The organism is Burkholderia aenigmatica, assembly GCF_048627025.1.
In the GTDB taxonomy this organism is placed as follows: Bacteria; Pseudomonadota; Gammaproteobacteria; order Burkholderiales; family Burkholderiaceae; genus Burkholderia; species Burkholderia aenigmatica.
This window is the reverse complement of the sequence record NZ_CP184471.1, coordinates 296,933-321,572: the sequence shown is the minus strand read 5'-3', so window position 1 is coordinate 321,572 and position 24,640 is coordinate 296,933. Positions and strand designations below refer to the sequence as shown.

33 protein-coding genes and 1 pseudogene are annotated in these 24,640 nt (G+C 60.8%); 27 read left to right on the top strand and 7 right to left on the bottom strand.

All coding sequences use genetic code 11. From position 1 onward, the window contains the following. From ACN8ZM_RS39680 to ACN8ZM_RS39615, 14 genes and pseudogenes are all read left to right on the top strand, one after another. Positions 1-1,187 (top strand): annotated as a pseudogene (locus ACN8ZM_RS39680) (hypothetical protein); the annotation flags it as partial. Further along, the gene (gene flhC / locus ACN8ZM_RS39675; RefSeq protein WP_089454798.1) at positions 1,184-1,747 is read left to right on the top strand and encodes a flagellar transcriptional regulator FlhC; all 564 of its coding nucleotides are present in this window, start codon (positions 1,184-1,186) and stop codon (positions 1,745-1,747) included. The pseudogene ACN8ZM_RS39680 and the gene flhC, both read left to right, overlap by 4 nt. Before the next feature lie 49 nt (positions 1,748-1,796). Beyond that, positions 1,797-3,218: an Eco57I restriction-modification methylase domain-containing protein gene (locus ACN8ZM_RS39670; RefSeq protein ID WP_089454799.1), complete on the top strand. Its 1,422-nt coding sequence runs from the start codon at positions 1,797-1,799 to the stop codon at positions 3,216-3,218. A gap of 199 nt (positions 3,219-3,417) precedes the next feature. Beyond that, on the top strand, positions 3,418-3,627 hold the full coding sequence (locus ACN8ZM_RS39665; protein WP_137962685.1) for a hypothetical protein: 210 nt from the start codon (positions 3,418-3,420) through the stop codon (positions 3,625-3,627). Between the two features lie 56 nt (positions 3,628-3,683). Further along, positions 3,684-3,989 (top strand): hypothetical protein, encoded by a 306-nt coding sequence (locus ACN8ZM_RS39660; RefSeq protein WP_089454800.1) that lies wholly within the window; start codon positions 3,684-3,686, stop codon positions 3,987-3,989. A gap of 62 nt (positions 3,990-4,051) precedes the next feature. Beyond that, positions 4,052-4,342 carry a hypothetical protein gene (locus tag ACN8ZM_RS39655; protein ID WP_089454801.1) on the top strand — a complete coding sequence of 97 codons (291 nt, stop codon included), beginning with the start codon at positions 4,052-4,054 and terminating at the stop codon, positions 4,340-4,342. Between the two features lie 306 nt (positions 4,343-4,648). Continuing rightward, positions 4,649-5,068, top strand: a complete 420-nt coding sequence (locus ACN8ZM_RS39650) for a hypothetical protein (RefSeq protein WP_089454802.1) — start codon at positions 4,649-4,651, stop codon at positions 5,066-5,068. 18 nt (positions 5,069-5,086) lie between these two features. Then, the gene (locus ACN8ZM_RS39645; protein WP_089454803.1) at positions 5,087-5,404 is read left to right on the top strand and encodes a hypothetical protein; all 318 of its coding nucleotides are present in this window, start codon (positions 5,087-5,089) and stop codon (positions 5,402-5,404) included. Between the two features lie 78 nt (positions 5,405-5,482). Beyond that, a complete protein-coding gene (locus ACN8ZM_RS39640) occupies positions 5,483-5,659 on the top strand; it encodes a hypothetical protein (protein WP_158077532.1) in 177 nt (58 codons plus the stop codon). A gap of 44 nt (positions 5,660-5,703) precedes the next feature. Beyond that, the gene (locus ACN8ZM_RS39635) at positions 5,704-6,033 is read left to right on the top strand and encodes a hypothetical protein (protein ID WP_089454804.1); all 330 of its coding nucleotides are present in this window, start codon (positions 5,704-5,706) and stop codon (positions 6,031-6,033) included. 90 nt (positions 6,034-6,123) lie between these two features. Next, complete coding sequence (locus ACN8ZM_RS39630; protein WP_089454805.1) at positions 6,124-6,516, top strand: hypothetical protein; 393 nt, start codon at positions 6,124-6,126, stop codon at positions 6,514-6,516. A 66-nt stretch (positions 6,517-6,582) separates the two neighbouring features. Further along, a complete protein-coding gene (locus ACN8ZM_RS39625; protein WP_089454806.1) occupies positions 6,583-6,801 on the top strand; it encodes a hypothetical protein in 219 nt (72 codons plus the stop codon). 234 nt (positions 6,802-7,035) lie between these two features. Then, positions 7,036-7,302, top strand: coding sequence for a hypothetical protein (locus tag ACN8ZM_RS39620; protein ID WP_089454807.1), 267 nt, complete (start codon positions 7,036-7,038; stop codon positions 7,300-7,302). Positions 7,303-7,353: 51 nt separating this feature from the next. Beyond that, entirely contained in the window at positions 7,354-7,617 is a 264-nt protein-coding gene (locus tag ACN8ZM_RS39615; RefSeq protein ID WP_089454808.1) for a hypothetical protein, read from the top strand. Positions 7,618-7,746: 129 nt separating this feature from the next. On the opposite strand, the gene ACN8ZM_RS39610 is transcribed toward ACN8ZM_RS39615, so the two are convergent. Next, positions 7,747-9,300, bottom strand: a complete 1,554-nt coding sequence (locus ACN8ZM_RS39610; protein ID WP_089454809.1) for a Fic family protein — start codon at positions 9,298-9,300, stop codon at positions 7,747-7,749. 571 nt (positions 9,301-9,871) lie between these two features. Here ACN8ZM_RS39610 and ACN8ZM_RS39605 point away from each other — a divergent pair. Next, complete coding sequence (locus tag ACN8ZM_RS39605) at positions 9,872-11,008, top strand: hypothetical protein (RefSeq protein ID WP_137962609.1); 1,137 nt, start codon at positions 9,872-9,874, stop codon at positions 11,006-11,008. A 282-nt stretch (positions 11,009-11,290) separates the two neighbouring features. Here the strand turns inward: ACN8ZM_RS39605 and ACN8ZM_RS39600 are convergent, their stop codons facing one another. Next, entirely contained in the window at positions 11,291-12,457 is a 1,167-nt protein-coding gene (locus ACN8ZM_RS39600; RefSeq protein ID WP_137962608.1) for a hypothetical protein, read from the bottom strand. A gap of 540 nt (positions 12,458-12,997) precedes the next feature. On the opposite strand from ACN8ZM_RS39600, the gene ACN8ZM_RS39595 reads away from it, so the two are divergent. Together ACN8ZM_RS39595 and ACN8ZM_RS39590 are read left to right on the top strand one after the other, a co-directional pair. After that, positions 12,998-14,680 (top strand): helix-turn-helix domain-containing protein, encoded by a 1,683-nt coding sequence (locus tag ACN8ZM_RS39595; RefSeq protein ID WP_089454722.1) that lies wholly within the window; start codon positions 12,998-13,000, stop codon positions 14,678-14,680. A gap of 108 nt (positions 14,681-14,788) precedes the next feature. Further along, complete coding sequence (locus ACN8ZM_RS39590) at positions 14,789-15,232, top strand: DNA-binding protein (RefSeq protein WP_175023357.1); 444 nt, start codon at positions 14,789-14,791, stop codon at positions 15,230-15,232. A 21-nt stretch (positions 15,233-15,253) separates the two neighbouring features. On the opposite strand, the gene ACN8ZM_RS39585 is transcribed toward ACN8ZM_RS39590, so the two are convergent. The 5 genes from ACN8ZM_RS39585 to ACN8ZM_RS39565 form a co-directional block, all read right to left on the bottom strand. Continuing rightward, on the bottom strand, positions 15,254-15,526 hold the full coding sequence (locus ACN8ZM_RS39585) for a hypothetical protein (protein WP_089454721.1): 273 nt from the start codon (positions 15,524-15,526) through the stop codon (positions 15,254-15,256). Positions 15,527-15,640: 114 nt separating this feature from the next. Continuing rightward, the gene (locus ACN8ZM_RS39580) at positions 15,641-15,931 is read right to left on the bottom strand and encodes a hypothetical protein (protein WP_046196959.1); all 291 of its coding nucleotides are present in this window, start codon (positions 15,929-15,931) and stop codon (positions 15,641-15,643) included. 90 nt (positions 15,932-16,021) lie between these two features. Then, complete coding sequence (locus ACN8ZM_RS39575; RefSeq protein ID WP_089454720.1) at positions 16,022-16,981, bottom strand: SOS response-associated peptidase family protein; 960 nt, start codon at positions 16,979-16,981, stop codon at positions 16,022-16,024. A gap of 280 nt (positions 16,982-17,261) precedes the next feature. Next, on the bottom strand, positions 17,262-17,588 hold the full coding sequence (locus ACN8ZM_RS39570; protein ID WP_021159061.1) for an H-NS family nucleoid-associated regulatory protein: 327 nt from the start codon (positions 17,586-17,588) through the stop codon (positions 17,262-17,264). Between the two features lie 512 nt (positions 17,589-18,100). Next, positions 18,101-19,198 (bottom strand): hypothetical protein, encoded by a 1,098-nt coding sequence (locus ACN8ZM_RS39565; RefSeq protein WP_089454719.1) that lies wholly within the window; start codon positions 19,196-19,198, stop codon positions 18,101-18,103. Between the two features lie 342 nt (positions 19,199-19,540). Here ACN8ZM_RS39565 and ACN8ZM_RS39560 point away from each other — a divergent pair, with 342 nt between their 5' ends. The 10 genes from ACN8ZM_RS39560 to ACN8ZM_RS39515 all read left to right on the top strand — a co-directional run bounded on the left by ACN8ZM_RS39560 (position 19,541) and on the right by ACN8ZM_RS39515 (position 24,608). After that, complete coding sequence (locus ACN8ZM_RS39560; protein ID WP_137962607.1) at positions 19,541-19,912, top strand: hypothetical protein; 372 nt, start codon at positions 19,541-19,543, stop codon at positions 19,910-19,912. Between the two features lie 30 nt (positions 19,913-19,942). Next, entirely contained in the window at positions 19,943-20,524 is a 582-nt protein-coding gene (locus tag ACN8ZM_RS39555) for a hypothetical protein (RefSeq protein ID WP_089454717.1), read from the top strand. 92 nt (positions 20,525-20,616) lie between these two features. After that, positions 20,617-21,261, top strand: coding sequence for a hypothetical protein (locus tag ACN8ZM_RS39550; protein ID WP_137962606.1), 645 nt, complete (start codon positions 20,617-20,619; stop codon positions 21,259-21,261). After that, a complete protein-coding gene (locus tag ACN8ZM_RS39545; protein ID WP_137962605.1) occupies positions 21,255-21,497 on the top strand; it encodes a hypothetical protein in 243 nt (80 codons plus the stop codon). Before ACN8ZM_RS39550 ends, ACN8ZM_RS39545 begins: the two co-directional genes overlap by 7 nt. A gap of 10 nt (positions 21,498-21,507) precedes the next feature. Further along, complete coding sequence (locus tag ACN8ZM_RS39540) at positions 21,508-22,218, top strand: hypothetical protein (RefSeq protein ID WP_137962604.1); 711 nt, start codon at positions 21,508-21,510, stop codon at positions 22,216-22,218. A 113-nt stretch (positions 22,219-22,331) separates the two neighbouring features. Beyond that, positions 22,332-22,889, top strand: coding sequence for a hypothetical protein (locus ACN8ZM_RS39535; RefSeq protein ID WP_235996081.1), 558 nt, complete (start codon positions 22,332-22,334; stop codon positions 22,887-22,889). A gap of 196 nt (positions 22,890-23,085) precedes the next feature. Further along, on the top strand, positions 23,086-23,394 hold the full coding sequence (locus tag ACN8ZM_RS39530; protein WP_089454712.1) for a hypothetical protein: 309 nt from the start codon (positions 23,086-23,088) through the stop codon (positions 23,392-23,394). 23 nt (positions 23,395-23,417) lie between these two features. Next, positions 23,418-23,855, top strand: coding sequence for a hypothetical protein (locus ACN8ZM_RS39525; protein WP_137962603.1), 438 nt, complete (start codon positions 23,418-23,420; stop codon positions 23,853-23,855). A 40-nt stretch (positions 23,856-23,895) separates the two neighbouring features. Then, positions 23,896-24,177 (top strand): hypothetical protein, encoded by a 282-nt coding sequence (locus ACN8ZM_RS39520; RefSeq protein WP_089454710.1) that lies wholly within the window; start codon positions 23,896-23,898, stop codon positions 24,175-24,177. Next, positions 24,174-24,608, top strand: a complete 435-nt coding sequence (locus tag ACN8ZM_RS39515; RefSeq protein WP_089454709.1) for a hypothetical protein — start codon at positions 24,174-24,176, stop codon at positions 24,606-24,608. The genes ACN8ZM_RS39520 and ACN8ZM_RS39515 overlap by 4 nt, the downstream gene beginning before the upstream one ends. Positions 24,609-24,640: the final 32 nt, after the last annotated feature.

Here is a 24,640-nt window from a genome sequence, read left to right as displayed (position 1 = left end):
TACGACCTCCTGAACAGGTCAAGAGGACATTCAAGATGAGCGACGTGACAAAATCGGGGCAAACTGTCCCCCCGCAGGCGGCTCAACAGGGGGCGATCCCGGTGGGATGGAGGCGCGTACCGGATATTCCCGCAGCAGAGACGCTGGAGTTCTACGGCGACCAGTACAGCGTGCCGGTCCTACTTCACGACGGCGAGCGAATTATGCCGGTCGTCGCTCGATGGGACTTCACTGGAGATGGATGGGTGGATGCTCAGTGCCGCGACGGCCCATCACCAGAAGACTACGAATGGATGAACAGCCGCGCGAAGTGCTGGATGCTGCTGGACGCTACCCTGCAGACGCCCGGACAGGCCATCATCAGCCAGCCGATACCGATGCTGCTGTTCTGCCCAGCATGTGGTCTGCAACACGTCGACGCTCCCGAGCCGGCGCACGATGGCGAGGAGGAGTGGGATAACCCCCCGCATCGGTCGCACAAGTGCCATGCGTGTGCGACGGTCTGGCGTCCTGCGGACGTGCCGACGGTCGGCGTGGCCAGCATCCAGACGTCCGGCCAGGCGGATAACTGGGATCGCTCCGCCTGCACCGTCGCAAATGACGCTCCGGAAAAGTGCGCGGGGTGCGTTGCAAGGTGCACCAATAACCCTCCTGATTGCTATGCCAGGCCCGTCGCCGATGATGCGGCAGGGGCACGGGATGAGCGCACCGCGCCGTTTGCGAATTGCTCGTTTCACCACTGTGACCTGCCGGGCCAGTGTAAGAGCGAAGGCACATGCCATCATCCGGCCCGGGCGGCAGGGTCGCTGAGCGATGAGCGGCGCTACACGCAGATTGACATGGAGCGGTACGCAAGAGCTTGCATGCAGGCGCGCGATACCCGCGTGGCAGTAGCGCAAGCCGGCGCGGTACGGACGGTAACCATCGAAGAGGCCGAGAAGAGACTCTTGCGCAAGCTGCTCAGCTTTGCGCGGGAGATCGACATCAAGTGGCATCGCGATCGCAACGAAATCTGTCGCATCAAGCTGGACGTGCGCGATGGCGAATCGATGGCACCACGCCTGATCGAGCATCGTGTCGATCTCATTCGGGAATTCGTGTCGACGGCCAGGAACGCATTTTCCGCGGGCGGCGGCGCGGAAGGCGATCTCGTGGCGCCGGATCAAACGACCGAGGCGGCGCGGTGAATCAGGTTACGCGTAGATCGAACGCCGGCCCGGCCCGAAAGAGCGTGCTCGGGGAGATCAAGGAGGTCACTCTTGCGATCGAACTGATCGAGCTCGGTGCGCGATTGCAGTTGCTGGAGTCCGAGACCAGCCTGTCGCGCGATCGCCTGATCAAGCTCTACAAGGAACTGAAGGGCGAATCGCCACCGAAAGGCATGCTGCCGTTCTCGACTGACTGGTTCATGACGTGGCAGCCGAACATCCATTCCTCGCTGTTCTACAACATCTACCGCTTCATGTTGCGGGAGGCGCGCTGCGACTCGATTCAGGCGATGGTGAAGGGTTACCGGCTCTACCTCGAGAACATCGAGCGGGACGATGACGAAGCGGTGCTGACTTTCACGCGCGCCTGGACGCTGGTGCGCTTCTTCGATTCGGGTTTGCTCACGATGGCGCCGTGCACGCGCTGCGGCGGGAATTTCGTCATGCACGCGCACGATCCGCACCACAGCTTCGTGTGCGGCCTCTGCGCGCCGCCGTCGCGAGCCGGCAAGACTCGCAAGGCAGCGGCGACTGCCTGAGGCGACCTACCGGACTGATTCCAGACAAGAACCCATCACGACCGAACCCATGCACCATCAAACCCAATCCGCCGATTCTCAAGGTCTGCTCCTGTTCGAAGACGAAGAAACTGCCGCGCGGCTGGCCGCGATCGACGAGCTGCACGTCCGGACCGCGATCTACACCGCCAGCCCCGTCGTCGATGACCTGCTCAAGCGCCTCGGCTGGCCGGACGGAAACGGCCGACTCGTGGATCCGAGTTGCGGCGACGGCATGTTCCTCGCACGTGCGCTCGACGCGCTGCTCGCAGCCAGGCCAGCAGGGTTCGATCCGCGCGGCCAGATCGAAGGGTGGGAGATTCACCCGGCGGCGTGCGTCGATGCGCGATCGCGTCTCGCGGCCGTTCTTGCCTCGCGCGGCTGGTCGCCAGCCCGCGCGGCGACGCTGGCCAACGACATGGTCCACAACCGGGATTTTCTGACGGAAGGGCCGACGACGCCCCAGTGGGACATCGTGGCGGGCAACCCGCCGTATCTGCGCGCCGCCAACGTGCCCGATCTGCTCCGGAACGAATACAGCCGCCACGTGCCGGACTACGCGCGGGGCGACATGCTGCACAGCTTCCTCGAGCGATGCAGCCGCACGGTGCGCCCGGCGGGCCGTATCGGGCTGGTAACGGCAGACAGGTGGATGGTAGGCGCAGCAGCGAGCCGTTTGCGCGAGCGGCTTGGCCAGCGCCTGTCGCTCGCCCACGTGGAGCGTCTGAGTGCCGAGACGGCGTTCTATCGGCCCAAACAGCGCCGCGCCGGCTCGCCGCCGCGCGTGCATCCTGTGGCCGTGGTGCTCGTATCCGACGACGGCGCCGGGCAGAACCTGAGCGGTAAGCCGATACATCCGGGCGTGGATGAGTCCCGCTACGAGGGCATGCAGCTGCTCGGCGACTTCGCGGATGTGCGCATCGCGCCTTGGCTCGGTACTGAAGGGGTGTTCGTGGTCGACGCCGCGACGGCTCGCGGTCTGCCGCCCGAGTGCCTGGTGCCGGCCATCGACACGGACGATATTCAGAACGGAAAGCTCGGCACGCCGACGCGCTGGGCGATCCGCACGTTCCCCGGCAAGGAACCTGCGCCAGAAGTCATGACGCATCTGGCGAGCCGGATGCACCTGATGGCCAAACGCGGCCGGCAGGGCAAGGTATGGATGCCCCCGGAGTCCTTTCATGCGCTCGATCTGTCGCGCGAGTCGCTGATCGTGCCGCGGATCGCGAAGACGCCCAAGGCCGTGCGCGTGCCGCCCGGCATCCTGCCGATCAATCATAATCTGAGCATCGTCGCCGGCGGCGCGGTCACGCTCGATCAGGTCGAGGAAGCGCTGGCGTCTCCGATCGCGGCGGAGTGGGCGCGGGACTACGCGCAGCGCCTTGAAGGCGGTTACCTGTCTCTTACGACGACGCTCCTGCGGCGCATGCCGATGGCGAATGTGCCGGCCTGACGGCGCCCGGTTGCCGGAGAACGTCCTCGTAACAGGTAGGCGACCCGAACACCTTACACGGCGGTTGCCTGTCCAGCGAGCTCAAGATTCGGTGCTGAAAGCCGTTATATCGGGGCGAAAGTTGTCCGCTATTACTGTACGCAATGCGCACCACAATGACCGAGTCATCAAAGAGCGCAACACCATGGGAGCAGTCTCAATGACGAAGCAAAAGCGGCCATTCAAGTTCAACTTTCACTCGGGCGATGTGGGTCATACCCTTGTGATCGGATCGATCAGCAATGGCAAAACAGCGCCCGCTGATTTGGTAAAGCTGGGGGAATGCGGGCATCCGGGCGGCAAGGTTTCCGTCGAGCAGGCAGGCACGCTGGTCGGCAGCGGGCCGAGTGATGTTGGCAAAACCGTGTAATCGGAAAACGGACGATGCGAATCTCGATAGGAACAGCGGCGTTAGCAGGAGTCCTGGTGCTAAAGGCGATCGCGGCCAACGCCGTGATTCCTCTTTCAGATCCTCGACATGAGGAAGTGATCTCGCTTGGGGTTGTCGCTCACGCTGCGCTTGAATACCAGATTCGACGCGGAATGCTGCCTCGGGACGTGAGCGACCTGCGCGCCGACCGAGCTTCGCTCTTGCCAACCGACTGGCAATTGCAGGGTAGCCTCTATTTTTACCAACGTGACGGCAAGCCTTGGCTGAGCTGGCACGGGGTTGACGCGGCGGCTGCCTGCACGCTGGAAGATGCGACGCACGCCCGCTGCATCGCCGACTAGGAAAACAATCGGCGCGTGAGTGCCCTGTACCGGCCAGTAGCCGGGAGGAAAAAAATCAGACCATGAAGATTTTCGTTGCCTCGACTCTCATTGCGGCTTGTGCCATCTCTACGTCTGTCGGCGCGCAGACTCTGAATCCTGCAGATCGGTATGACATCAAGAGCGCGGCTGAATGGGCCGCGCGAGACGCGACCATGAAGACAGGTGAACCGGTCGCTGGTCAAGGCGGGTACAGCGTACCGGTCACGGTTGCGGACACGAAATGCAAAGTGTTCGTGCGTCCGTACACGCCGAAGTCCGACATGGAGCCGCCGCGTCGCTGGAAGGCGGACGCAGCTGTCTGTGGCAAGTGACCGGAAATCGGAGGGATAAATGGATATCACGACGGTAGCAGCGGTGTCGTTGGGCATCATGGGCGTGTGCCTACTGATCGGTGGAAAGACGCGGGCACGCCCAAAGCAAGCTTGGGTTTGGTACGTCTGCGGTGTATTTCTGATTGGAGGCGGAGTGCTTTACAGATTCTCTGAGCCGGCAGAAGGGCGGCTTTGCGGGACCGGTCAAGCCCCCAAGATGTCCGCTGATGGCAAACTACTCGTGTGCGTCCAGGACATGAATTGGAAGCGCGCTAACTGACATCGGAGAACAGAACGGAATAAGCTATGAGCGATTTCAGCATCTTCAACGATCCGCCGACGCAGGCCGAGATTGACGGCGCGTTTCACGCGGATAGCCGAGGGCTAACAACGGGCGAAAAGATCGCGCTTGGACCTGGCGTTCTCGGTCTTGAGGTTCTTGTTGGCGCGGCCGTCGATGCGTACAACGGCGAGTTGACGCCGAAAAAGTCTCCGTGGGAGTCGCAGCCAGGGGCCATTAGTTGGGACTGGTCGAAGTCGATCTTCACCGAGAGCTACGCAAAGAAAGTGCGTGCGATGAGCCGCGAGCTGGTGCGCGGTGAGGTCAGCGCGATGACGCGTCAACTCCACATGGAAGAACAGGCTTTATCGGCGGTGAAAGACGCCGGGAAGGTTGTCGGGAATATCGCGGGAGCCATTATTTCCGGTGTCGTCGGCAAGAAGTGAACGCATGGGAAAACAGGTATGCGCGATCGCAACGGACAAACGACAGAAAACCTCATTCGTATCCCTACCGAAGTTGCCCGCGTCGTGCTCGGCCATGCGTCGGCAGACGTGCGGAACGAACTCAAGACGTGCTGGGAGAATCGCGACCTGTACAGGCGCGAAGACGGCCTTGTGCCCGTCGACGCTCTCTACGGCATGCTCGACCGTGGCCGGCTCGCTGACCAGGTGAGGGCGAGGCGACGGCAAAAATCGCGGACGCAGAAGTTCGATCCCGCCTTGAAGAAAGCCAGCGTGCGGCGCTTGGCAAGTGACAGAGGAAAATTACTGGACGCCTGATCGTTACCGCTCATGGCGGCAACCGTGAGTCGCCCGACTCAAAACCACAGCCGGCCGCGCCGGCGAAGGAAGCGACAAATGCTTATCAGGATCGAAGTGTCGGACGCGGACCTCGAAGCAATGGAATGCGAATCCATCGAAGAATTCGAGGAACAAATCCGCAATCAGCTGGATAACGGGGTTGTTACAAGCGATGGCGGCGCCGGAGCCGATTGGATGGCCGAGTACGATCTAGAAGTCGTCAAGGTTGATTGAGACGTATCGGAAAATTCGTCGCCACGCGCGGCACTGGAAAACACATGAACGCACCTACGGAACAGCGGCTTGCGGCAACGGAAGCCGAGATCGCCCACATAGAAGAACTGTCGATGCACCTGATCGGTGGGCTCGTCAAGATTATCCTTACCGACGTGGCAGACGGAGAAGTCGTTGGGATCGCTAACGGGCTTGATCGAACGGTGGTCGGTGATGGGCTGCTCGCAACGGTCACGGTGACGACTCTCGACAAGAACCGCGTGACTTTGAACCTGCTTGACATCGAGAAGGTCGAGAGTGCGTTCTTGGAACATCGGAGCGCGTTCGTCGCGGCTGGTCTGCTGGATCTGAGCGGAAGCTCTACAGTCCATTAAGGCATAGGAAAACGGGAAGCGCATATGTTGAAGCAATGGGGCAATGACGCACGGTCGAACGAGGTCTAGCTTGACGATGCCGGGCCGTGGTTGGTGTTTTGGCACCCCTCGATCAGGAGGGACGAAACCGACTGGGGCGCGCTATCGCACACCTGCAACGGTTTCTCCGGCGATCAACTCAATGGGTACGCACTTGAACTCAATCCGACCCGTGGTTGCGAGCTGATGGCGGCACTCGCGAATGAGGAATTCTGCCGGACGTGCAAGGCTGATCGGATTGATTACGGGGTAGAAGTGGAGCACAAGGAGGCCTACCTCGCTTGGCTCGCCAAGAACGTCTTAGCAGGGGGCGATATGGCCCAGCTGAAGCAGGCTGTCTATCCCCTAAGACTGGATCGCGAGACGCTGAACATCTTTGGCCTCGACAATACCGATATCCCTGCCGGAACCCAGTTGCTGGTTCTCGGCGTCAACTGTGACTGACGCACCGGAAAACCGTTTGGCACGTGAGTGCTCCGCACCGGCCGGTAGCCGATTGGAATTACAGACATGCTCGAAGCACTGAAAGGGTCCGTGAAGCGGATTGCTGTATCGGCCGCCATTTTGACCGGCAGCGGTTTCATTCTCGGCTCGGGAATTTTCCCCGCGCCGAATTGGGCGCTCAAGCTGGCAGATGCCGGGGTTGTGATCGGCGCGCCTGTACTTTTTCTTGCGGTCGGCTTTCTTATCGCCACGAGCTGGGGCGCGCGTCGCAAGGCTGGTCGATAACCCACGGCAAACTGATGAGCGAAATTGCTAGAAGACTGGCGGCCAGTATGTGCCTCGTGACGACGGCGCTCGCGGCTGGGGCAATCATGCGCGGTGTGGTTACGTTCTGTGACTTCGGCGGTCCGGTGGCCGACACTGTTGGAGTGCTCGTGCTTTTGGCAATTGCAGCGAACGCTCGGGCGCATTCGTTTTGGGTGCGTATCTTGGGCACCGCAAAGGCATAGGAAAATCATCATGTACAACGAACAGACGTTTGAGGGTGGGGTGCAGGCACGAACGGTTGCCGGGGGCATCGTCCAGCATCCAGTCGTGGTAACGCTTGATGGTGTCGCAATTGAATTGACGCTCGCTGACGCCGTGAAGCTGCGAGATGGGCTCGTGGCATCTATAGCGGCAGCCGAAGCGGCTGAGAGCGCTGTTCTCGCGCGCGACGGGCATCACTTCACGGTCGGCAAAACGATCTACGGCATGTCGGCGGTGCCGTCGAAGTTGCCCGCCTAAACCCCGGAAAATTCGCCGGCTCGTCTGGCCGCTTGGAAACAGGAACAGATCATGAACGTATTCGTTATTATCGGTGACGCCATGGGTGGGGAACAGTACGCTGGTGTACATCTGACTCGACCTGATGATCGGCCGGGATCACAGGTTCGTGAAGTCAAGGTAGTTGGTCCGCAGTCCGACCCGCAGTTCGTTTATGTCGCGCAGACCTACGACCGGACGATGGACGTCCATCGCTTTGAAGGCGTCTACGGTGATTACCAGACTGCGGATCGAGCGTCTGGTCCCAAAGGCGTTACGTTCGAGGTCAAGATTTAAGCTAAGGAAAAAGCGTACTCGAAACAACATACCGAGGGAGCGCCGCCAGCAGCCGGTGGCGGAGCCCGGCACAGTCATTGTGCAGGGCCACGCCGCAGGTGGCTGGGTGCTCCAGCTATCCGCGGCGAGTCACTCGCGCGTTGGCGACCACTGCGTCATCTCCTCGGCGATGAACGTCGCGAGCGGCGTGATTTCCCCGTCGACACTCGCCTGTTCGAGCGCCTTCATGTACTCGGCGCGGCGGCCAACACGAACCACCGTCCACGGGTACCCGCCCGACGCGAGCAGCACGTTCATCAGGAATCGGCCGATGCGCCCATTCCCGTCGAAGTACGGGTGAATGAACACGAACAGGTGATGCCCAAGAACCGCTCGAACCGCCGGGTGTGGCTCCTCCCTGATCAGGTCGAAGAGCGCCTCAAGGCAGTCGAGGATCGCGTCGCGCGGCACAGGCGCGTGCAGCGAGTTGCGGATGAAAATCGGCCCTGTTCGGTAGCCCGCCAACTGATGTGCTGCGAGTATGCCCGCTTGTACCGACGGCCCGAAAAGTTGCGCGTACCAGTTGTGGTGGTCGTGCTCCACAATGTCGCCGGCGTTATCCCCGGCGAAAAGGCGCGCAATACTCTCCTTGATCGACTGAAACGCGAGGAAGTACCCGCGAGCTGCAAGCGTGTTCTTTTCCTTCTCGTGTTCCGGATCGCCTTCAGGGTCCCAGTCTCCGCGGGCCACACGCTCGATGAGTTCGTCCGTGACCTGGTAGCCCTCTATGGACAGCGAGTTATACGCGTCAGAGACGTAGCGCTCGTCGACCTGCGCCAGATAGCCAGCGGCGTCCTGGCCGATCCCCGGCGGCTGCGGAAACGCGGCTATCACCGCGCCGCGCCATCTCGCCCACATGGAGCGCAGCCGGAGCACATACGGCGAGCGCTGGCGGCTCGGCGTGAGGGATGGCTCCTGCCTTTCGAACGGGTTGACCGGCTTGATGGGCCGGCCCGCCGCGGCGAAGCTGTCGACGATGCGTTTCGTCTCCTGCGGACGACCCATGAATGTGAACGCGCCCGCCAGCCGTGCGGCCGCGGCGGTCTTCCCGTCGTCAGCGAGGAGCGTGGTCAGGACCTCACTCGCATTTCGCACTAGCATCAGCGCGATTTCCGCATCGGCCGCGTTGTTCACGAAGAACTGCGGGCCGACCAGACATAGCGCCTCGGCAACCGGCCACACCTGAAGGCCGCGGATCTCCACCCGGGATTTGGGCACGCGGTTTTCGTCGGCGTAGACGAACACTGACTTGCTGGCGGGCAAGTTGAGGTAATACGAGCTTCCTTCCTTGACCACTGCGACCACCTGCGCCGGTATCGTGGTGTTCCCGGTGTGCAGCAGCAGCGAAGCTTCGGGGTTCAGGCAGTAACGCTTAGCGAAGCGCTTACCCAGGTAGCGCGAGATGAATGCCCAGTACGTTGCATACCAGCTCGTCGACTCACCGTCGCCGTCGCCCGGATTACTGCAGAAGTACCAGCCCTTCATGATCGAGCGCAGAAAGCCGGTGTCGACGAGCAGGGCGCGCTGCTCGTCGGTCAGGTCCGTGTGCTCGACAACGCCGTGGTGCTTGTCCTGCAGCTTCTTGAGGGCCTTGAGGGCAGACGCGAGCTTGGCGGACTGTTTGGTCTTGGAAGAGGTGGCCATGGATGACAGTGTGGGGGACGCGAAAATTGCCTTGAACTACGCCGAGCTTTTACATTGACATGCCGGGATGGTTTACATTGATATGGCATGAGTGGTTTACATTGATATGCTGCCATCCGTTTACATTGTTATGTAATCGATACCCGTTTCTAAGTGCATGATATACCGTAACTTATGTCATTTCAATGTGAGCGATTTTTAAGGCCTGATGGGGCAAAAATTTAGACCAAAACAAGGAGGGTTTTGGGCCGCAGGCAGTGTCGATTTCGCGCAAAATATGCTTCATGGGGAAGCTCGCGGATGTATTGGCCCTGTTTATTTGAACACCTAGCCGCGGTCTCTGGGCCGCCGCCGCAGCACTGCGGCTTGCTGCATTTCCAAAGCTTTACTAAGCTCGTATGGCGGCTTCCCGGAGCCGCACCGCCCGCAAGGGTGAAGCTCTACGGGCACCGGGCGCAGGACCCTCGCGCAACGCGAGGCACGCGTCTCACAGCGCCACGACGAATCCTTTTGGCTTCGGGTGCAGATAGCGGGCGTCTGACATCCCGAATCCTTCCAAGGAGTCTCCGTCATGTCGCTTGATCATCTCAAAAAGCAAGCCAAGAACGCCCAGGTCCTGCTCAAGGAATTCGGCGTACCAGGAGAAGTACAACTCCACGACGGCCAGAGATTTGTCGCTCGTCTGCGTGGCTTTCCCAATTGGCAGGCCGCCTGTGACGCAGAGCGCGTCAGGCAACCCGAAACTGCCGGAACTGCCTCCCGCGGCAGCGTCAAGGATGAATTCTGGATGGTGGACATCCGCGAGTTCGCCACTGATTCAGCAGCGAGCAGCGACGCACCGTTCCAGTCGGACATCCGGATCATCCGTGGCGCGATGGACGCGCTCGCGATGGTTTGGATGGTGTGGCAGCACTTCGATGGCCACCAGGAATATCCCGGCAGCCCTAACGATTTCACCGTGAAACTCACGGACTGCGAGCACCCCGGCGCCCTGGCGGGACAAAGCTTGCTTCTCTCATACGCCGGTCCGCGACGGCGCCTGCGTGTCGAAGCGTGGCCGCTGGAGGAGAGCGTCATGATGCTCAAGGGGCCATATTCCGAGCCCGACCCCGAACTGCTGGCGGCGCTCGCCACCCGAAAAGGCCCCGATGACATGCGCGCTGTACTGCGCGCTGCCGAAGTGGTCTATCGGGAGGCCAAGGCTGAGATCGAGTCGTATCACGCCGATCACCCGGTCAAGAGTGTATTCGCGGAAATAGAAAAGTACCTGAAAGAGCATGCGTCTGCCCCCAGCGGCCCGCGCGGTGGCTTCTGGATCGCACATGAGGCGCGTCTCGGAAAGTGGCGTTTCCGGTTGATCTTCCAACCCGCGAACGACAGCTTTAGCTTCGACGCGTTCAACGAAACAGGCGCCGGCGGCTCATTCACCGAGCCCACTGCGGTCACTGTGCTCCGCCGCCAGGCTTCCGGTAAATGGGTGATAGATGCGACGGACACGACGGGCGCCAAAGTGCCCTTGAGCGGTCTTGGACGGGAGGTTACCGAGGCGCTGGAGAAACTGGCGACGGACTATGGCGTTGGGCTCGACGTCGAGGGCGTCACACGCTGCAGACCTCCGCAGGCGGGGCTCGCTCCGGCACAGGCGACGTTCATTGAGGGGATGAGAAAGAAGCATCCTGAGGTATTGGCGGGCGGGCCCTTGGCGTGATTCACGCAGAGGGGCGGTGGAGGCCCAGCAGCCCCTGTTGCGATCATCTGGGGTGGGACCCGCCTCGCCGTAACGTCCGCCCTAGTCGGGCAGGGCGCCGAGATTGGCGAGAAACCCTTCGGCCGCGGCAAGCGCCGCATCCGCTTCGCTCGCATTCGGCAGGCATGCCCCAGCGATCGGACCCACCTTCTGGAGCCCCTCCTGCTTCCTCTCAATTTGTCCGTGGGCTCGCCCGCGCGGCGGCCGCCGCCCGGACAAACCTCATCAGTCTTACGTGTGCCTTTAGCTGTAACCCAACTCAATCAGTTTTTGCCTGGCGACTTCTGTATCCTCATCAGAGGCACCCAACTGGTCGAGGCCGAACCCGTAGTCCGTCCATTCTTGTGCCTCCTCAGCCACGCCGCGATTCACCTCGTCCCACCGCATGCTTTCCTCTCCCGAAAGGTCTGAAGGAACCGTGCTTTTCGCTTTCACTGCCAGATGCAGGTCGGCCCGGGACATCAGTCTGTGGGTCAGCGCCAGATGAAACGAGTTCAACCACTGAACCTGAACAAAAAGCGTTGAAGCTCCTACAGCCTTCCTCTGCAAGGCCAAATCATAGGTCCAGGCCAACAGTTCAACTGGGCCCTTGTATAAGCGAATCCCTGGTTCAGCGTTTTCTTCCGCCACAGTCTGCACCATCACGTGCGGAAAACTGTTGGCGCGGAATCGGGCCAGAAGCACTTGCCACGACCCAACGCCCAGTATCGTCGCGAGTCCCTCTTGACAGTGGGCGAGTTTGAGCCGCCCACCGGCGCGTTCTGACAGTTGCTGGTGCAACGTGGCAGCCATTGCATTGGGAGTGGGCCACATGGGCAGGAGGTTCTGCTCGAGTGGTGCGCCCTCTGTCATGTTCGCCGAGAGTCTGGGCAGCCACTCTCCACGCCGTTCGAATTCCTCCCCCTCAGGAAACCAGGTGGGATAGCGGTTGTATTGTTCAACCTGCCACGCCGGTAAGCTCGACAAGGCTTCGTGGAGGCGATCCTCCTCCCATGTCCGCAAGGGTGATACAAGCGTGGCCATGCGTCGATAGGTTGTTGGGTTCGGCTCAACCCAATCGGGACGACGAATACGTGCGTAGAGTTCGCCATTGCTGTACACCGTCAGTTCGGTACCAGCCACCTCGACTTCGTCAAGGTCGTGCAGCTCAGACTGTGCGTGGTTCTCAACCGCGGCAACCGCAGCTGGCGCGCTGCGGCAGAGCGAGTAGACCTCTCCCGTAGCCGCCGCATCCCGATTCCAGAGGATGCAATGCCAGTCAGGCGGATCGCTCTCTACGACAGCCATCATTTCATCGCACAGCAGGTGCCCGGTGAGGTCAAGCGCCTCGTTTTCGGACAACCTAATGCGGTAGGAACTGGCGAGCTCGGATACTTTGCGCGCGAGCGCGCGCATTTGCGGGGTAATCATGCTGCGGTCTCCGTAGACAATAAGCGTCGATATTCAGGTGTGCGCCGTTCCTGGTCGACGTGTCGACGGGTCAGCATGGGTCAATCGGTGCTACGCCTCAGTTTCGCATTTACGGAACACTTCCGTAGCGCACAGCTGGCATGAGGTGCCGATTGCAATATTAGCCTCGATCTTTCGAAAGGCAAGGTCCTCGTGGGTGGTTGCACGCAGGCAAACCCGTGTGGACGTGGCTACCGAAGCGAAACGTCAAGGGGCACCTCCGTCACAATGCTGATCCGATGTGGCACGTGTTCCGGTCGGTGTCAGCGGCAGCCGGAACGCCACGAGCGGCCATCAGCACCAGCATGCGCCGGGGGTTTTCCACTGTCGGGCGACAACGTCTGATCGAGGCATATCCATACCGCATGGAGTTTTTGCCCCTGCCTTAAGAACCGTTATCTTTCGCCGTAAATAAGGAATATTGATGTCGCGCGGCAATGGTCGCGGCGGCGCGGAGCGGGCGATCCAGCCTGCAGGAGAGCACGAAAGAGAGTTGCGAACATGATGAGTTTTTCTGAAACGGGGTCGCTCAATCTGCCTGAAATCGGGATCGCGAACAGAATCCGCAAAAGACGTGAAGCCTTGGGCTTATCCCGGAAATCGGTGGCGGAGTCCAGTGGCATACATCTGTCGTCTGTCACCCGCTGGGAGCGAAGGGGCGTGCCGGCTTATATGTCCGGCAGCACTGACGTGCGACGGCTGGAGCGTGCGCTGAAGGTATCCGCCGGCTGGGTATTCAGTCCGGAACAGCCAACACAGGGCGACGAGCCGCGGATTTCGCCAGAAGCCACCTTGCAGACCCGTCTGCGTACTGCGGGTGATCGCGCCCGGATGCGGCGGGAAACGCTGGGCATCGCGCGCAATCATCTCGCGTTGCGGCTTGAGGTTCGGGACGTCACGCTCAGGCAGTGGGAGAACGCCGGCGTTCCGCATTCCCTCGGTGCTGACAAGATCTACGCGTGGGAGAAGGCGCTGCAGGTTAAACCCGGCTGGCTTATCGGCAAAGAACCGGCGGCGCCGTCGGTGTCGCCGCAGCCCCTGCAGGCGGGGTCAGCAGCAGCCAACTGTACGGTGGCGCAGGTCATCCTCGAGACTGGGAGAATCCTCGCGCTGGCGACGCCAAAAACAGCGGAGCGCAACGCGGCTCTGTTCGCCGCTCGCTATGGCGTGAACGGCGGCGGGCGTACGCTTGCTACCGTCGCCAGTGAATACGGGATTACCGAGAGCCGTGCATGCCAGATCCTGGGCGCGATGCGCAAGCGGGCGTCGGAACTACCAGCGGAATTTGCCGGGACCTTCGATCAGCTCGACGCCACGGCAAAGCAGCACCTTCCATGCACTCCCGAGCATCTGGAAACCGCTCTGCGCCCGCAGCTCGGCGAAGGGCTGCTTATAGAAGACGCCTGGCGCTTCGCCATGGACATCTTGGAAAAGCCGCTCCTGTCTCTCGAAACGCATCTGTACGATGACTCGGCTGTGGCGCCTGTCGAAGACGAACGGACGGCCATCGTACGGCAGATGGCCCAGTCGATGATCACGGCCGTAGGTGCAGCGCACGTCGGCGTCCTCATGGGCTACGCCATAGAGCTGGGCTGGAGCATCGAGGCTGTCGGTTCCATTCGGGAAGTGATTCAGAAGGGGCAGGGATTTGAATGGCTCGACCGCAGGGAGCGCAAAAAACCTGAGTGGTTCTGGTACGGCGAATCTTTGCGCAATAACCCCGTGATCGTCGCACTCCGGCGTGTTTCCTCGGTCGCCGACGCGCCGATCGTCGCCGATGTTGCGATGGGCGCCGTCGAACGCATACGGGAGCTACGGTTAAGCCGGGAAGAACGTTGCGCGACGCAATACCCGGCACCACCGTGGTTTGTCACCACGGCGATCCTCGCGCGAGCCGGATTCCTCGCTGGAGCGCCAGGGCGATACCGTCCTGCCACGCCCCTTGATCCAAAGAGCGAACTGACCGAGCAGGAATATCGGCTGTATTCGGCGTTTAAACGGCATGGCCCCACATTGAGCTGGGAAACCCTTGCGGCAGATCTCATTGATACGGGCGAAATGAACGAGATGACACTTCGAGGTTTGCTGTCCAGGTCTCCGATCGTGGTTACGCAGTCCCTCGGCGTCTACACGCTGCGCGGCGCGAGTCCGTGTGCGGCGCCGGCCGAAAGTATGGCGGCCTGAGACGCGAGGGCGCGTCGACGGGGCCGGCAAAGCGCGAAAACCCATCTGTGGATAGCTGCTCGCGCTGATCGGGCACAATAGGCGTTCCGACCCGTCTCAGGAGCGTCCATGCCCGCCCGAATTCCTCTCGATCCGAAGCTCCCGCGCGACTTCGACGATACGCCCAACGATGCTCGGACCAAGGAAGAACTGGACGCCTGGTGGGATCATCCGTTCGGCGTGACGCGACCTGACGGTAGCATTGCAGTCAGGTGCCTGGACGGGGGCGCGTGGGACCGTTCAACGTCGTACGGCATTGCCGAGGACCACGACAAGGCCTGCGCGCTCGCTGCTCAAAAGCTGGCGGAATGGTTGAAATTCCGCGAGCGCCCGGTTGTGCACCTCGACGTGAAGCCGCACCTTGTACTAATGCCGCAGAGGCCGGACGACGAGATGCGGGTTCTCCGGACGTTTGAGACGACCGAGGAAGCGAGCGTCTACATGACCGAGCACTACTCGAGGGAGTCGGCGCAGTCGGGCGAAAACGGGGAGTCGGACGGCCAGCAAGCCTGAGCGTGCCGCCCGACCATTCGGTTACGCGCCGCCGCCTGATTGGGCGCCGTCAGCGGCCATGCGTGCAATGTGCAGTAGTCCTTGCGCGATGACGACGTTCGCGTCGTGCGAAACGTTTGTTGCGCCGTTTTTCAGGACCGTGAGGGGCATCTGCGAGGCGATTTTCTCCCACTCGGCAAGAAGACGTGCGGGGTCCGGGTGTGTCTTGAACAGAACGCCCAGCGCCGCGGTGAACACCGTCGCTGGGTCGGCGCCGTCGGCTTGAGGCAAATCTGGCTGAGGTAAGTCCGTCACGATGCCCTCCGATATAGCGCTGCCGATGCCAAAAGGTCGGGCTCGATGGTCGAATACCCGAATACCTGCAGCGTGTCGTGCCGGTGATGGCAGGCGCGATCGCTGAAGCGACGGTCAACGCGGCCCGTCGAGCGAGAGTAGCGGTGTGCCCGGCGTCCAGCGAGGCAGTTCCGTGAAGCCAAGGCCTAACAAGAACTCGCGTACCTCGGCCTCGTCCTTGAACGGCATGAAATAGCGAGCGCCTGAACTCCAGCCAGGCTGGCGGGTTTCAACGACTGGATACCGTCCATCCGTCGACATGCGCCCCATGCGAAAGACCGCGCCCGGGGCCGCGCGTTTGCCGACCTCATCGTTCATTGCGATCAGCCAGCCGTCCACCACTTCCCGAACTATTACCGTCATCATCGTCCCGTCGAAAAGGCCAGGCGCACACGCACCTGAGCGGATTCTACCCGCGCTGCGTAGGCCGAATCGAATGCCATGCCCGGGTGGGGGTCAGGCGGCGAGTCGGTGCTCATAATAGGGTCGGTCGCGATCTTCAAGAATTGCGTACTGCGCCGCGAGGTTCTCCGGATCAGGGTTGAGCCAGGCGTCGACGTTCTCGGGCTTGATCGGGATGATGCAGCGGTTGTGGCCGGCGGCCGCCACCTCGGGTGGGGGCTCGTCGGTGATGGCGGCGAAGGAGAGTAGGTCAGGATCTTTGCCGTTCGCCCAGTGCGACCACAGGCAGGCCACAAGCATCCGGTGCTGAGGGTTCGGTGCGAACTCCAGCACCACGTTTTCTTCCTCTTCGCCCTCGGCGAGCTCCCGGTGTTCGAGATTGTGACGCTTCACGTTCTCGAAGAACTTGTCGACGATGACGATGCCGTGCGTGTGGCCAAAGAGCGGCTTCCAGAAGCCCTCTAGGTTGTCCAGCCTCGAGTTATATGTGCCCGGGAAGCGCACATCGTAATTGGCCGGCTTGCCCGCAATGCGGCAGAGATACCGCATCGGCTTGATGACGCGCCGGCCGTTCTCCATCACCATCACCGGCGCGTAGTGGCTGGGGAAGATGCGTGAATCGCGGTCCTTCGGCGTGGTACGTCGAAGGTCCTCGAGCTGGCGCAGCGACCAGTCAATCTTGTTGGTCGCGATGCGCTTGTCTTCGGTAGCGGCCTTGGTCACCTTGGTCTGCAGCACGCGCTCTGCCTTGGCCAGCCGCTCGCGCTGCTTGAAGATGGCCTGCTCGAGCTTCGTCACCTGCTGCGCACGAAATTCGTCGATGAACGTCTTTGCCTGGCGCTCCTCGTCCGTCGCCGGATGGGCGAACGCGTCCTCGACACCTTTCGGCACCAATGCCTTGCTGCCCTGGACGCGCTCAAAGAACAGGCGAGTGAACTCGGCGATGTCCATGTCCGCACCGAACTCCCTCACGTACTTCCGGTAATCCGCCTCGATCTGAGCCGAATAGCACACGGCAACCTCCGGTCTGTTGGGTTCACCCGATGATAATGGACGAGACGCGGACGAGAGCGACATTCGCGCCGTGCGCTCGGGATAGGACTGACTCCAGCCACTGGAAAATCCAAAACGGACAGGGACAGGGGACGAAAGACGAGATGGCGGCCAAGCCCGTTCCGCAGGCACCAAAACGGCAGGTGCGTGCGGACGACGAGACGAAGAAATGCCGTCTGAATTCTCGGAATCGCCTGATATCCTGCCGGGTCAATGGTGATGGCTATCCCCGCGCTAAGTTCTAGGCACCGTCGCCGGGCCACCACGGCTTCGCGGCTCGGTCGACCAAGTAGTCGTCAAGCGCCTTGCCCTCGAGCCATTTTGGGCGTGGGCCACGGCCGGACCACGACTTTCCCGTGGACGGATCATAGTATTGCGCTGGCGCCCGCTGCTTGCGCGCCTTCCGGAAGCCCGCCGCACGCAGCAGTTCCTCCTCCGTGATGCCATATAGCGCAACATGCTCTCGCACGGTTGCCAAATAGGCCTGCCTCTCATCCTTCTTGATGTCTGCGAGACGTATATTCAGATCGCGCAGTTGTGCCTGGAGATTCTGGATTTCAGTTGTCACGATGTTTCAAAGAGCAGTTCAAAAACAACGAGATGGTAAAGGAATCGCTTCGATCGGCGGAATATCTCGAGAAGCTGGAGATTCCCGTAACAGACGCACGACGGGCCCAGGATTCTGGCCGTAGATCTCAGCGAGTTCGTCGGTTGCTAACGGCGGCAAAGCGTTTGTGTGGAACTCCCCACGTTCGCTATCAACTGGATGCTGGACGTTTATCCAGTGTGGAGCGCAGGCGGAACCTCCTGTCGACGGCGAACCTCAATGGGACTGTAATTCTGCCTCGCTTTATGACTGGGGTGAACCAGCCTGATCGTCGGTGTCCAATGTCCGCAGATCCGTAATGCTGCAGTAAAGCACCGTGATGAGCGCTTGCAACAAGGCTAAATTGAGTCGCGCGGGCACCTGCCGCTGACAGCGACGCTCCTGCGGTGTAAGCCGATGCGAAAGTGCCGGCCTGATCGCACCCGGATTCCGGAGACGCGTACGAAACGTCCCCGAGTGATCTGTGAATTTTCTCAAAGTGCGATCGTGCCGCTGAACTTCAGGGCCGCCAACCCAGCTTCTGACATTTCGGCTCCGTCGGCTAGCAGAGACTCAGGGACGAGATTTTCTAGCTCACTCGCCAACGCCCACGTCAATTGGCTCTCGCTGTCAGAAAGGAAGAAGACTTCGATACTCACACCGGGGTTGCCAACGCGAAACCACATCAACCTTCGAAGGGGTTCGCACACGGTGCCAGCCAGCGACATGACGAGAGCGTCAAAAACCTCCTGAGTTTCGAACGCGGTCCAGGCTTCGTCGACAGTAACTTCGACGCAGATTTCGTTTGAGTCAGACGAAGCCATTGCCCAAATCTTGAGGACCGCAGCTCCCATAGGCGACTCGTTTTCCAGCAGAAAGAATCGATACGATCTTGTCTGAGACGCTAGGAAAATCTCCTTGTCGGGCTCGTAATCATCGTAGGGCTCAATTTCGAATTGCGTGATTCCGAAATGGCTTCCGCGCAAAGCGTTCTGCAGGTCAGCGTCGTAGCTGCGGAATGGAACCTTGGCTGTGCGCATTCGCTGGGTAAGCCGGGAAATCAGTTCGTCCTCGTCGACACCGAGTGGCAACCCCAGATAGATGTCGATGCTATCACCCATCATGCTACCGTCGTGGCAGCAACCGCCGCCGGCGCCAGGGGTCTCCCCCTCAAACTGGAAGAGGTCATACTCAAAGCCTCTGAAGCAAGGACTTCCCTTTCCCGTCTTCCCTAACTTCTTGAAACGCACGTCAGGATAGTTAGGGTCCACATGGAGAAACAGAGTATCCATACCGGGCATCGGCTCGCCGATGAGACGCTCGAGTACTTCGCGTTGATCCAACCCGCGCTTGAAGAAGGCGCGGTCTTCCTCAGACCAGTTACCTGACGTCATCGATTCGACAGAGACGATGTGGTCAGGTGTCTCTTCGACAGTGGGACCCACGGATTTGGATAGTTCGTGCCAGTTACGGTATCCGAGCATTTGCGAGGCCCACTCCTGTGTCTGCATGTGCGACAAGGCGGGGAATACGACTGAAAGGCGTTCCGCGAGATGCTTGGGACGCGTCAGCGTGCGAAAGTGCATGCGCATGAGAGTTCCTTTTTCGTCTCAATCCAGCGAGCCCACTTAACCGGGTTGCAAAAAAGAACTGTCGAGTGCACTACGGTCTGCTCTTAGTCAGCCGATTACTCAACGGAGATTTGCCAGTGTGGGCGGCCGGGGTCGGAGCTCCCTTGCCGGTTTTGTACCTGAAATTGCCTGCCACAGCAAGCTCAGCACCTTGCTTTGACCCCGACATAACAACGGGCACATGACGGACGCGACAATCTCGGCAATTGAGCGAAACATGCCCGAATGGACGCTCATTCGGGATTGCTGTTCAGTCGCGCTCTCCATACCCTGCCATCTTGGCGCATAACGCGCGAAGCGGGGATGAACATGGAAGTCCAGAGCGAGGTTCTGATCGAAGCGGGCCCGGATAACAATCCGGTCCCTAGTTCCGAGGCGAAGCGTTTTGTCGAGGACATCCGCAAGGCAATCGAAGCCAGCTTGCCTTCCGGGCCACGGAAAGTCTCGATGATGCCGTATCGGTACGGCAGTTGCGAACTGCTCGGATTCGACTGGTCGGACGGCGAGAACAACGTTTTCGCCGTGACGTTCCATATCGCGGAAGCACCGTCGCTCCCGAGTGCCGAGCTCGGCACGGTCAGCATGGACGTGGGCGTCACCGACGTAACGGATGCGCTGCTTCTCGCTCGGCTGATTGTCCAGGCGGTCAACGGAAACACTGGCGTCGATCTGTAAGCGCGGCCTGCCGCGCGCTCCGGAGAGGACATGCCCCGGCCACTGGAAAATCCCGAGCGGAAAGGGGACGAGAGCTTGTTCTCGCTGGCGCTGAACGCGCGGTGCGAGTACGCGCTGATGCGACTGCGCGTAGTCGCGGGCGAGATCGGCTCGCCGGCGTTCAAGCACCACCTGGCCGAAGCAAACCGGCTCGCCGCACGCGCAGGCTACCTGTACGCTCGAGAGCCCATCCCGACCCTGCTGCGCGATGCCGAAGAGCTTGAGGACGCATGGAATGATGGCGTCAAGAAGTGTGAAGAGGAGCGCCGCGCGGCCGGCGAACAGATCCGCCGCCCCGATATCGAGAAGCTGATCGACGAGAAGGACTGGTATGCCCTTGGTCTGCCGTTTCCGGAACAGATTCTCTGGAGCCTGAAACGCGGAGATCGAGTTCTTATCCGGTGGCATTTCCTGACTCCGAACGTGAACAGCGTGACCTACGGCAACCCGTACAGGGACGCCGCGCTTTTCGGGACGCTCGACGACCTGTCGGTAGAGGATCTCGACGTACTCCTGTCCGATATCGCACGCGGCCGGCCGTGGCGGCGCGTTCGGTACCGGAGCAGGGAGTGAGGGCCGCCGGAGCCTTGAAACGCAGCGACGTTCCGGTACGGTGAAGCTTTGCCGGGCCTGACCGATGGACAGAGGACAGCAGGGGTGCCGAGATGAGCGATGAATTCAGGATGCAGTTGGGCGGGATCGATGGGGTCGGCGATGAAGGATTCACGATCAAGACGATCTGCGGGTGCCGGATCGTCTATGGGTCCGTGCCGCTGTCCTCATTCGCGATGCTGACCCACGGTTTCAGCAAGAAGGCGCTGATGGCGACGGATATTGCAGACCTCATCGGCGCGACGTTCGTCATCGGCGAGCCGACCGCGCTCGACGAGCTGCGTCAGGTCGATCTCCCGGTTTCGGCGAAGCGCCACGCTGACTACCTCGCCGCGACGAACCTCGGTCTGATTGCTGTCGCCATGTGGCTGCGCAAGGGCGAGCGCGGCAAGTCGTCGAACGCGATGTGCAAGGCCATCTACGGCGTGCCGGTGGACGCCGGAACTGAGTACCCCCACGATCCGGACGATCTGCGGCGCTGCCTGTTGTTCCTCGAGGCGACCGGCGCGCAGGACCAGTTGCAGAAGATGGCCGAGGTTTCCCCCGAATGGTCGCGACTCGTTTCCAGATGGGACGAGCTGGCGGCGCGCTTTGCCGAGGAGACGGCAGCGGGCAAGCAGGCGCCGAAGACCTATGCGCTGATGCAGGAGCTGGTTGGGCAGACACGATCGGCCCGATGGGAGAGAGCAGGATGTTGACGCGAGACCAGGACACGTGCCCGCACACCGAGCAGCGGCCCGTCGAGAACCGGTCGATCGAACCGGACGGTAACGAGGTCGTCGACGTCGAACACGTTGAGCTCTCAACCATGGACGATATCGACCTGCACCGCGTGAAATGCAGGCTGTGCGGCAAGATCGACTACTACTCGGGAGCCGCGCGGGCGTTCTACGAGGACGGCATCAAATCGCCCGGGATTTCCGGGCTGGAATAGGAGAAGGATGATGTTGGAGAGGGCTTTCGATGCACCCGCGCAGATCGACGGGGCGGTCGTAGCTGAGGGCGTTGCTCCGGACAAGTCCGCGATGCCGGATCACAGCGAGCTGACGCTGGGCCTGGCGGAAAAGGCCTTCGCCATCATCGGTGCGGACACATTCACCGTGAGCGCCCGGTTGTCGGTGGACGATCCCAGGACTCTTCGCAATTTCGGGTTACTGGAGAGCATGCTGCTGATGGCCTACAACGACGGGAAGGCGGACGCACTGCACGATCGCGGCGGCGCGGTCGGCGATGCGATGTCGAGCGAGGAGCACGAGCATTTCGACGCGATGGCCGCGGAGGTCGAGGGCGATCTGAAGGCCGAAGGTGCCAAGATCTACCGGATCACCCATCACTACGACATCGGCAATCAGGATGTCTATGTCGAGCATCCGACTGGCGACGTCGATGGCAAGCAAGTTGCGCTGTACCTCTGGTTCAAGGCCTGGGACTGGTTCGGCAGCTCGGTCCTGATCTCGAACCTCGGCATCGCGTCGGTCATGGTGGCCTTCTACGGCTTCCGGCACTGCGCAGCCCATCCCTTCAGTACCACGGTCGATCTGTATTCCGATGCGGAAGGGCTTCCGGGCTACGACGCGCTGATGAGCGACGCATCGCTGCATCGCGAAGGGCTGCGAGATGCGATGGCGCCGCACGTCGTGGGTTCTGCAGGCTGACACAGGGGTCAATGAAAATGACGTACTGCCTTTGGATTTCGATCGCCGCCACTGCACTGCTATGCCTTGCATTGGTGGCTACGGTTCGAATGTACCGGTCGGACAAGCGGTCTATGGCCAACTGCCTGCTTAGAGAACGCGAGGCGGCGGAACGCGTTGTCGGGGAGTTGAAGCAGTTGATGTCCGACTACTGCACGCTCGCCGGGGCAGTTTCAACGAGCCTTGAGGCCATCCGCGCTGACATCGACCGGAACTATCACCACACCCACGATGGTCACGTGCTGGACACGATTGCCTCCAGACTTCGAAGGCAGGTGGCCGACCGGGCCGGCGCCTACGAGGTTCCGCTGTATGACTACGAAATCCGTCAAGTCAAAGCTCTGGGCGGCGAAATTTCCAACCGCGACACGATGTCCTTGGGGCAGATGCTCGAGTTTGCATGGAGCCTGCACACGTTGTCTCGTGAGCGGGCTGACCAACTGACAAGGGTTGTCCCGCAACCGTGTGGCAATCATGGACACGCCAATTGGTTGGGGAAGATGCTCGCGATCTACGAACTCATGTGCGATCGGAATAAGGATCTGGCGATAGAGCGATTGTCTGCGGTTGTCGAGGCATGGAGGTACCAGCCAGCGGAGTCTGCGCCGAGATACGTCGAAGACGTGCGCTGACAAGGACACAGGTGAAGAGACGATGACTTCATTTTCGGCCGCGCTGGTCGCAGCCATTCTCTGCGTTATCGCTGGGTGCGTTATCTGGAAAAGACGAAAGGCGCGTGCGCGTGCCGAGCAGGACTGGAAGCGTGCTGTCTACAATCCGCGCGAATTCAGACGGGATCGCAGCCGCGGCTGACCAAGGAAACCTTCGATGCTCACTGAACAACAGCCGCCAGAATTTGTGCTTGCCGGGTATGCCGGCTCGAGAGATTACGAGCGACTCGCCGGGGTAGCCAGCAAGGCCAGCATCATCTGTATCGTCGATTACGACATGCCTGGTGTCGGGACCGTTCGGGACATCGCGCGCACGCAATACACCCTGCATCGGGGAGAGGAAGTGTTCATGGTGTGCGCCCGAGGGATCTCGTACATCCACGCGTTCGGCAAGGCCGATTTTATTGGCCTCTGCGAGCTTCGGCATGTCGAATTTATCGAGCCTCCGCACTTCGTGGCGACCTAACGAGGAACGATCGGGTGCGATTCGTGAGAGACATCATCAGCACTTTTGGTGACGCCCTGATTGACTGGCCGGTCGGCACTATCATCGGCAGCATCCTTTTTCTCTTGATGCTGGCGCTTGTCGTGATCCTGGTCTGCCTCGGCGCGGCTGGCATCTACCATCTGCTCGATTTCTTTGGCATGCCAGTGGCCAGCAGGGAAGGGACCGTCAGGGATAAAGCCTTCCGGCCGGCCTACACCGAGTACATCTACGTCTACAACGCGGCGACCAAGACCTCAATGCCGACGCCGATTTTCCATCCGGACAGATGGACGCTCGACGTCGATATCGGAATCGGCAGCGATTCGGTCGACGTGACTGGATCGTTTTATGAAAAGGTAGTGTGCGGCTCGTCGATAGTCGCGCAGTACAAGGTCGGGCGGATCTCCGGCCGGATCAACGTTACGGGCGTGCGCGCCTGAACCGGGTAGCCAACTGTATTTTCATCAAAGCGGAGTCACCATGCCCATCATCAAGAATTTTTTCTACACCGTCGGGATTGCGTTCCTGCTCGGGTTGCAATCCGTTAATCCGGACAAGGACCTGCTGCGCCAGTTCGTGCTCATCCTCCAGTCCGATAACTTCTGGACGATCGTGAAACTGGGCACGCTGATTCTGACCGCTTTGGAATGGGCTTTTTGCGGGCCGGTCTCATCATCTTCCGCGACCGACGATCTCAAGGGCTTCTGGGGGGTACTTAAGAAGCTCGCTGCGAAATTCGTGCCGGCGCGGGGAACCCGATGAACGAGACGCTGAAGGCGCTGTTCCGCTACATCAAGCGCGAGAACTGCGACCCGACGTGGCAGGGGATTCGCGACAACGTGCTCGGTGCGGTCTATCACCCCGAGATGCGCTACGTCGACGTGCTGAAGGTCCTTCTGACCGCGTACACGCAAGCGCTGATGGAACCGCGCTTCGAGTTGCCCGGCAGGCACAACGCGGCCGAAGATTTGCTCCTCGCGCCGATCACGGGTCACCACGCCATCGACTTCATGGGTCCGTCCTCTCTCGAGTCGCGCTATTCGGTCGAGCAGTTCTACGGCGCGATGATCGAGAAAATGATGGGTGATCTTCGGTGCTGCAGGATCGACTGGTGCCGCGGTGAAATCTGGCCCGAAGAGAACGCGTCGGCTCCGGCTGCGCCGGCGCCGGCGCCGGCGCTGGAGAGCAGGTAGCCGGGGAAATTCGATGTGTGGGTGCCGAACTT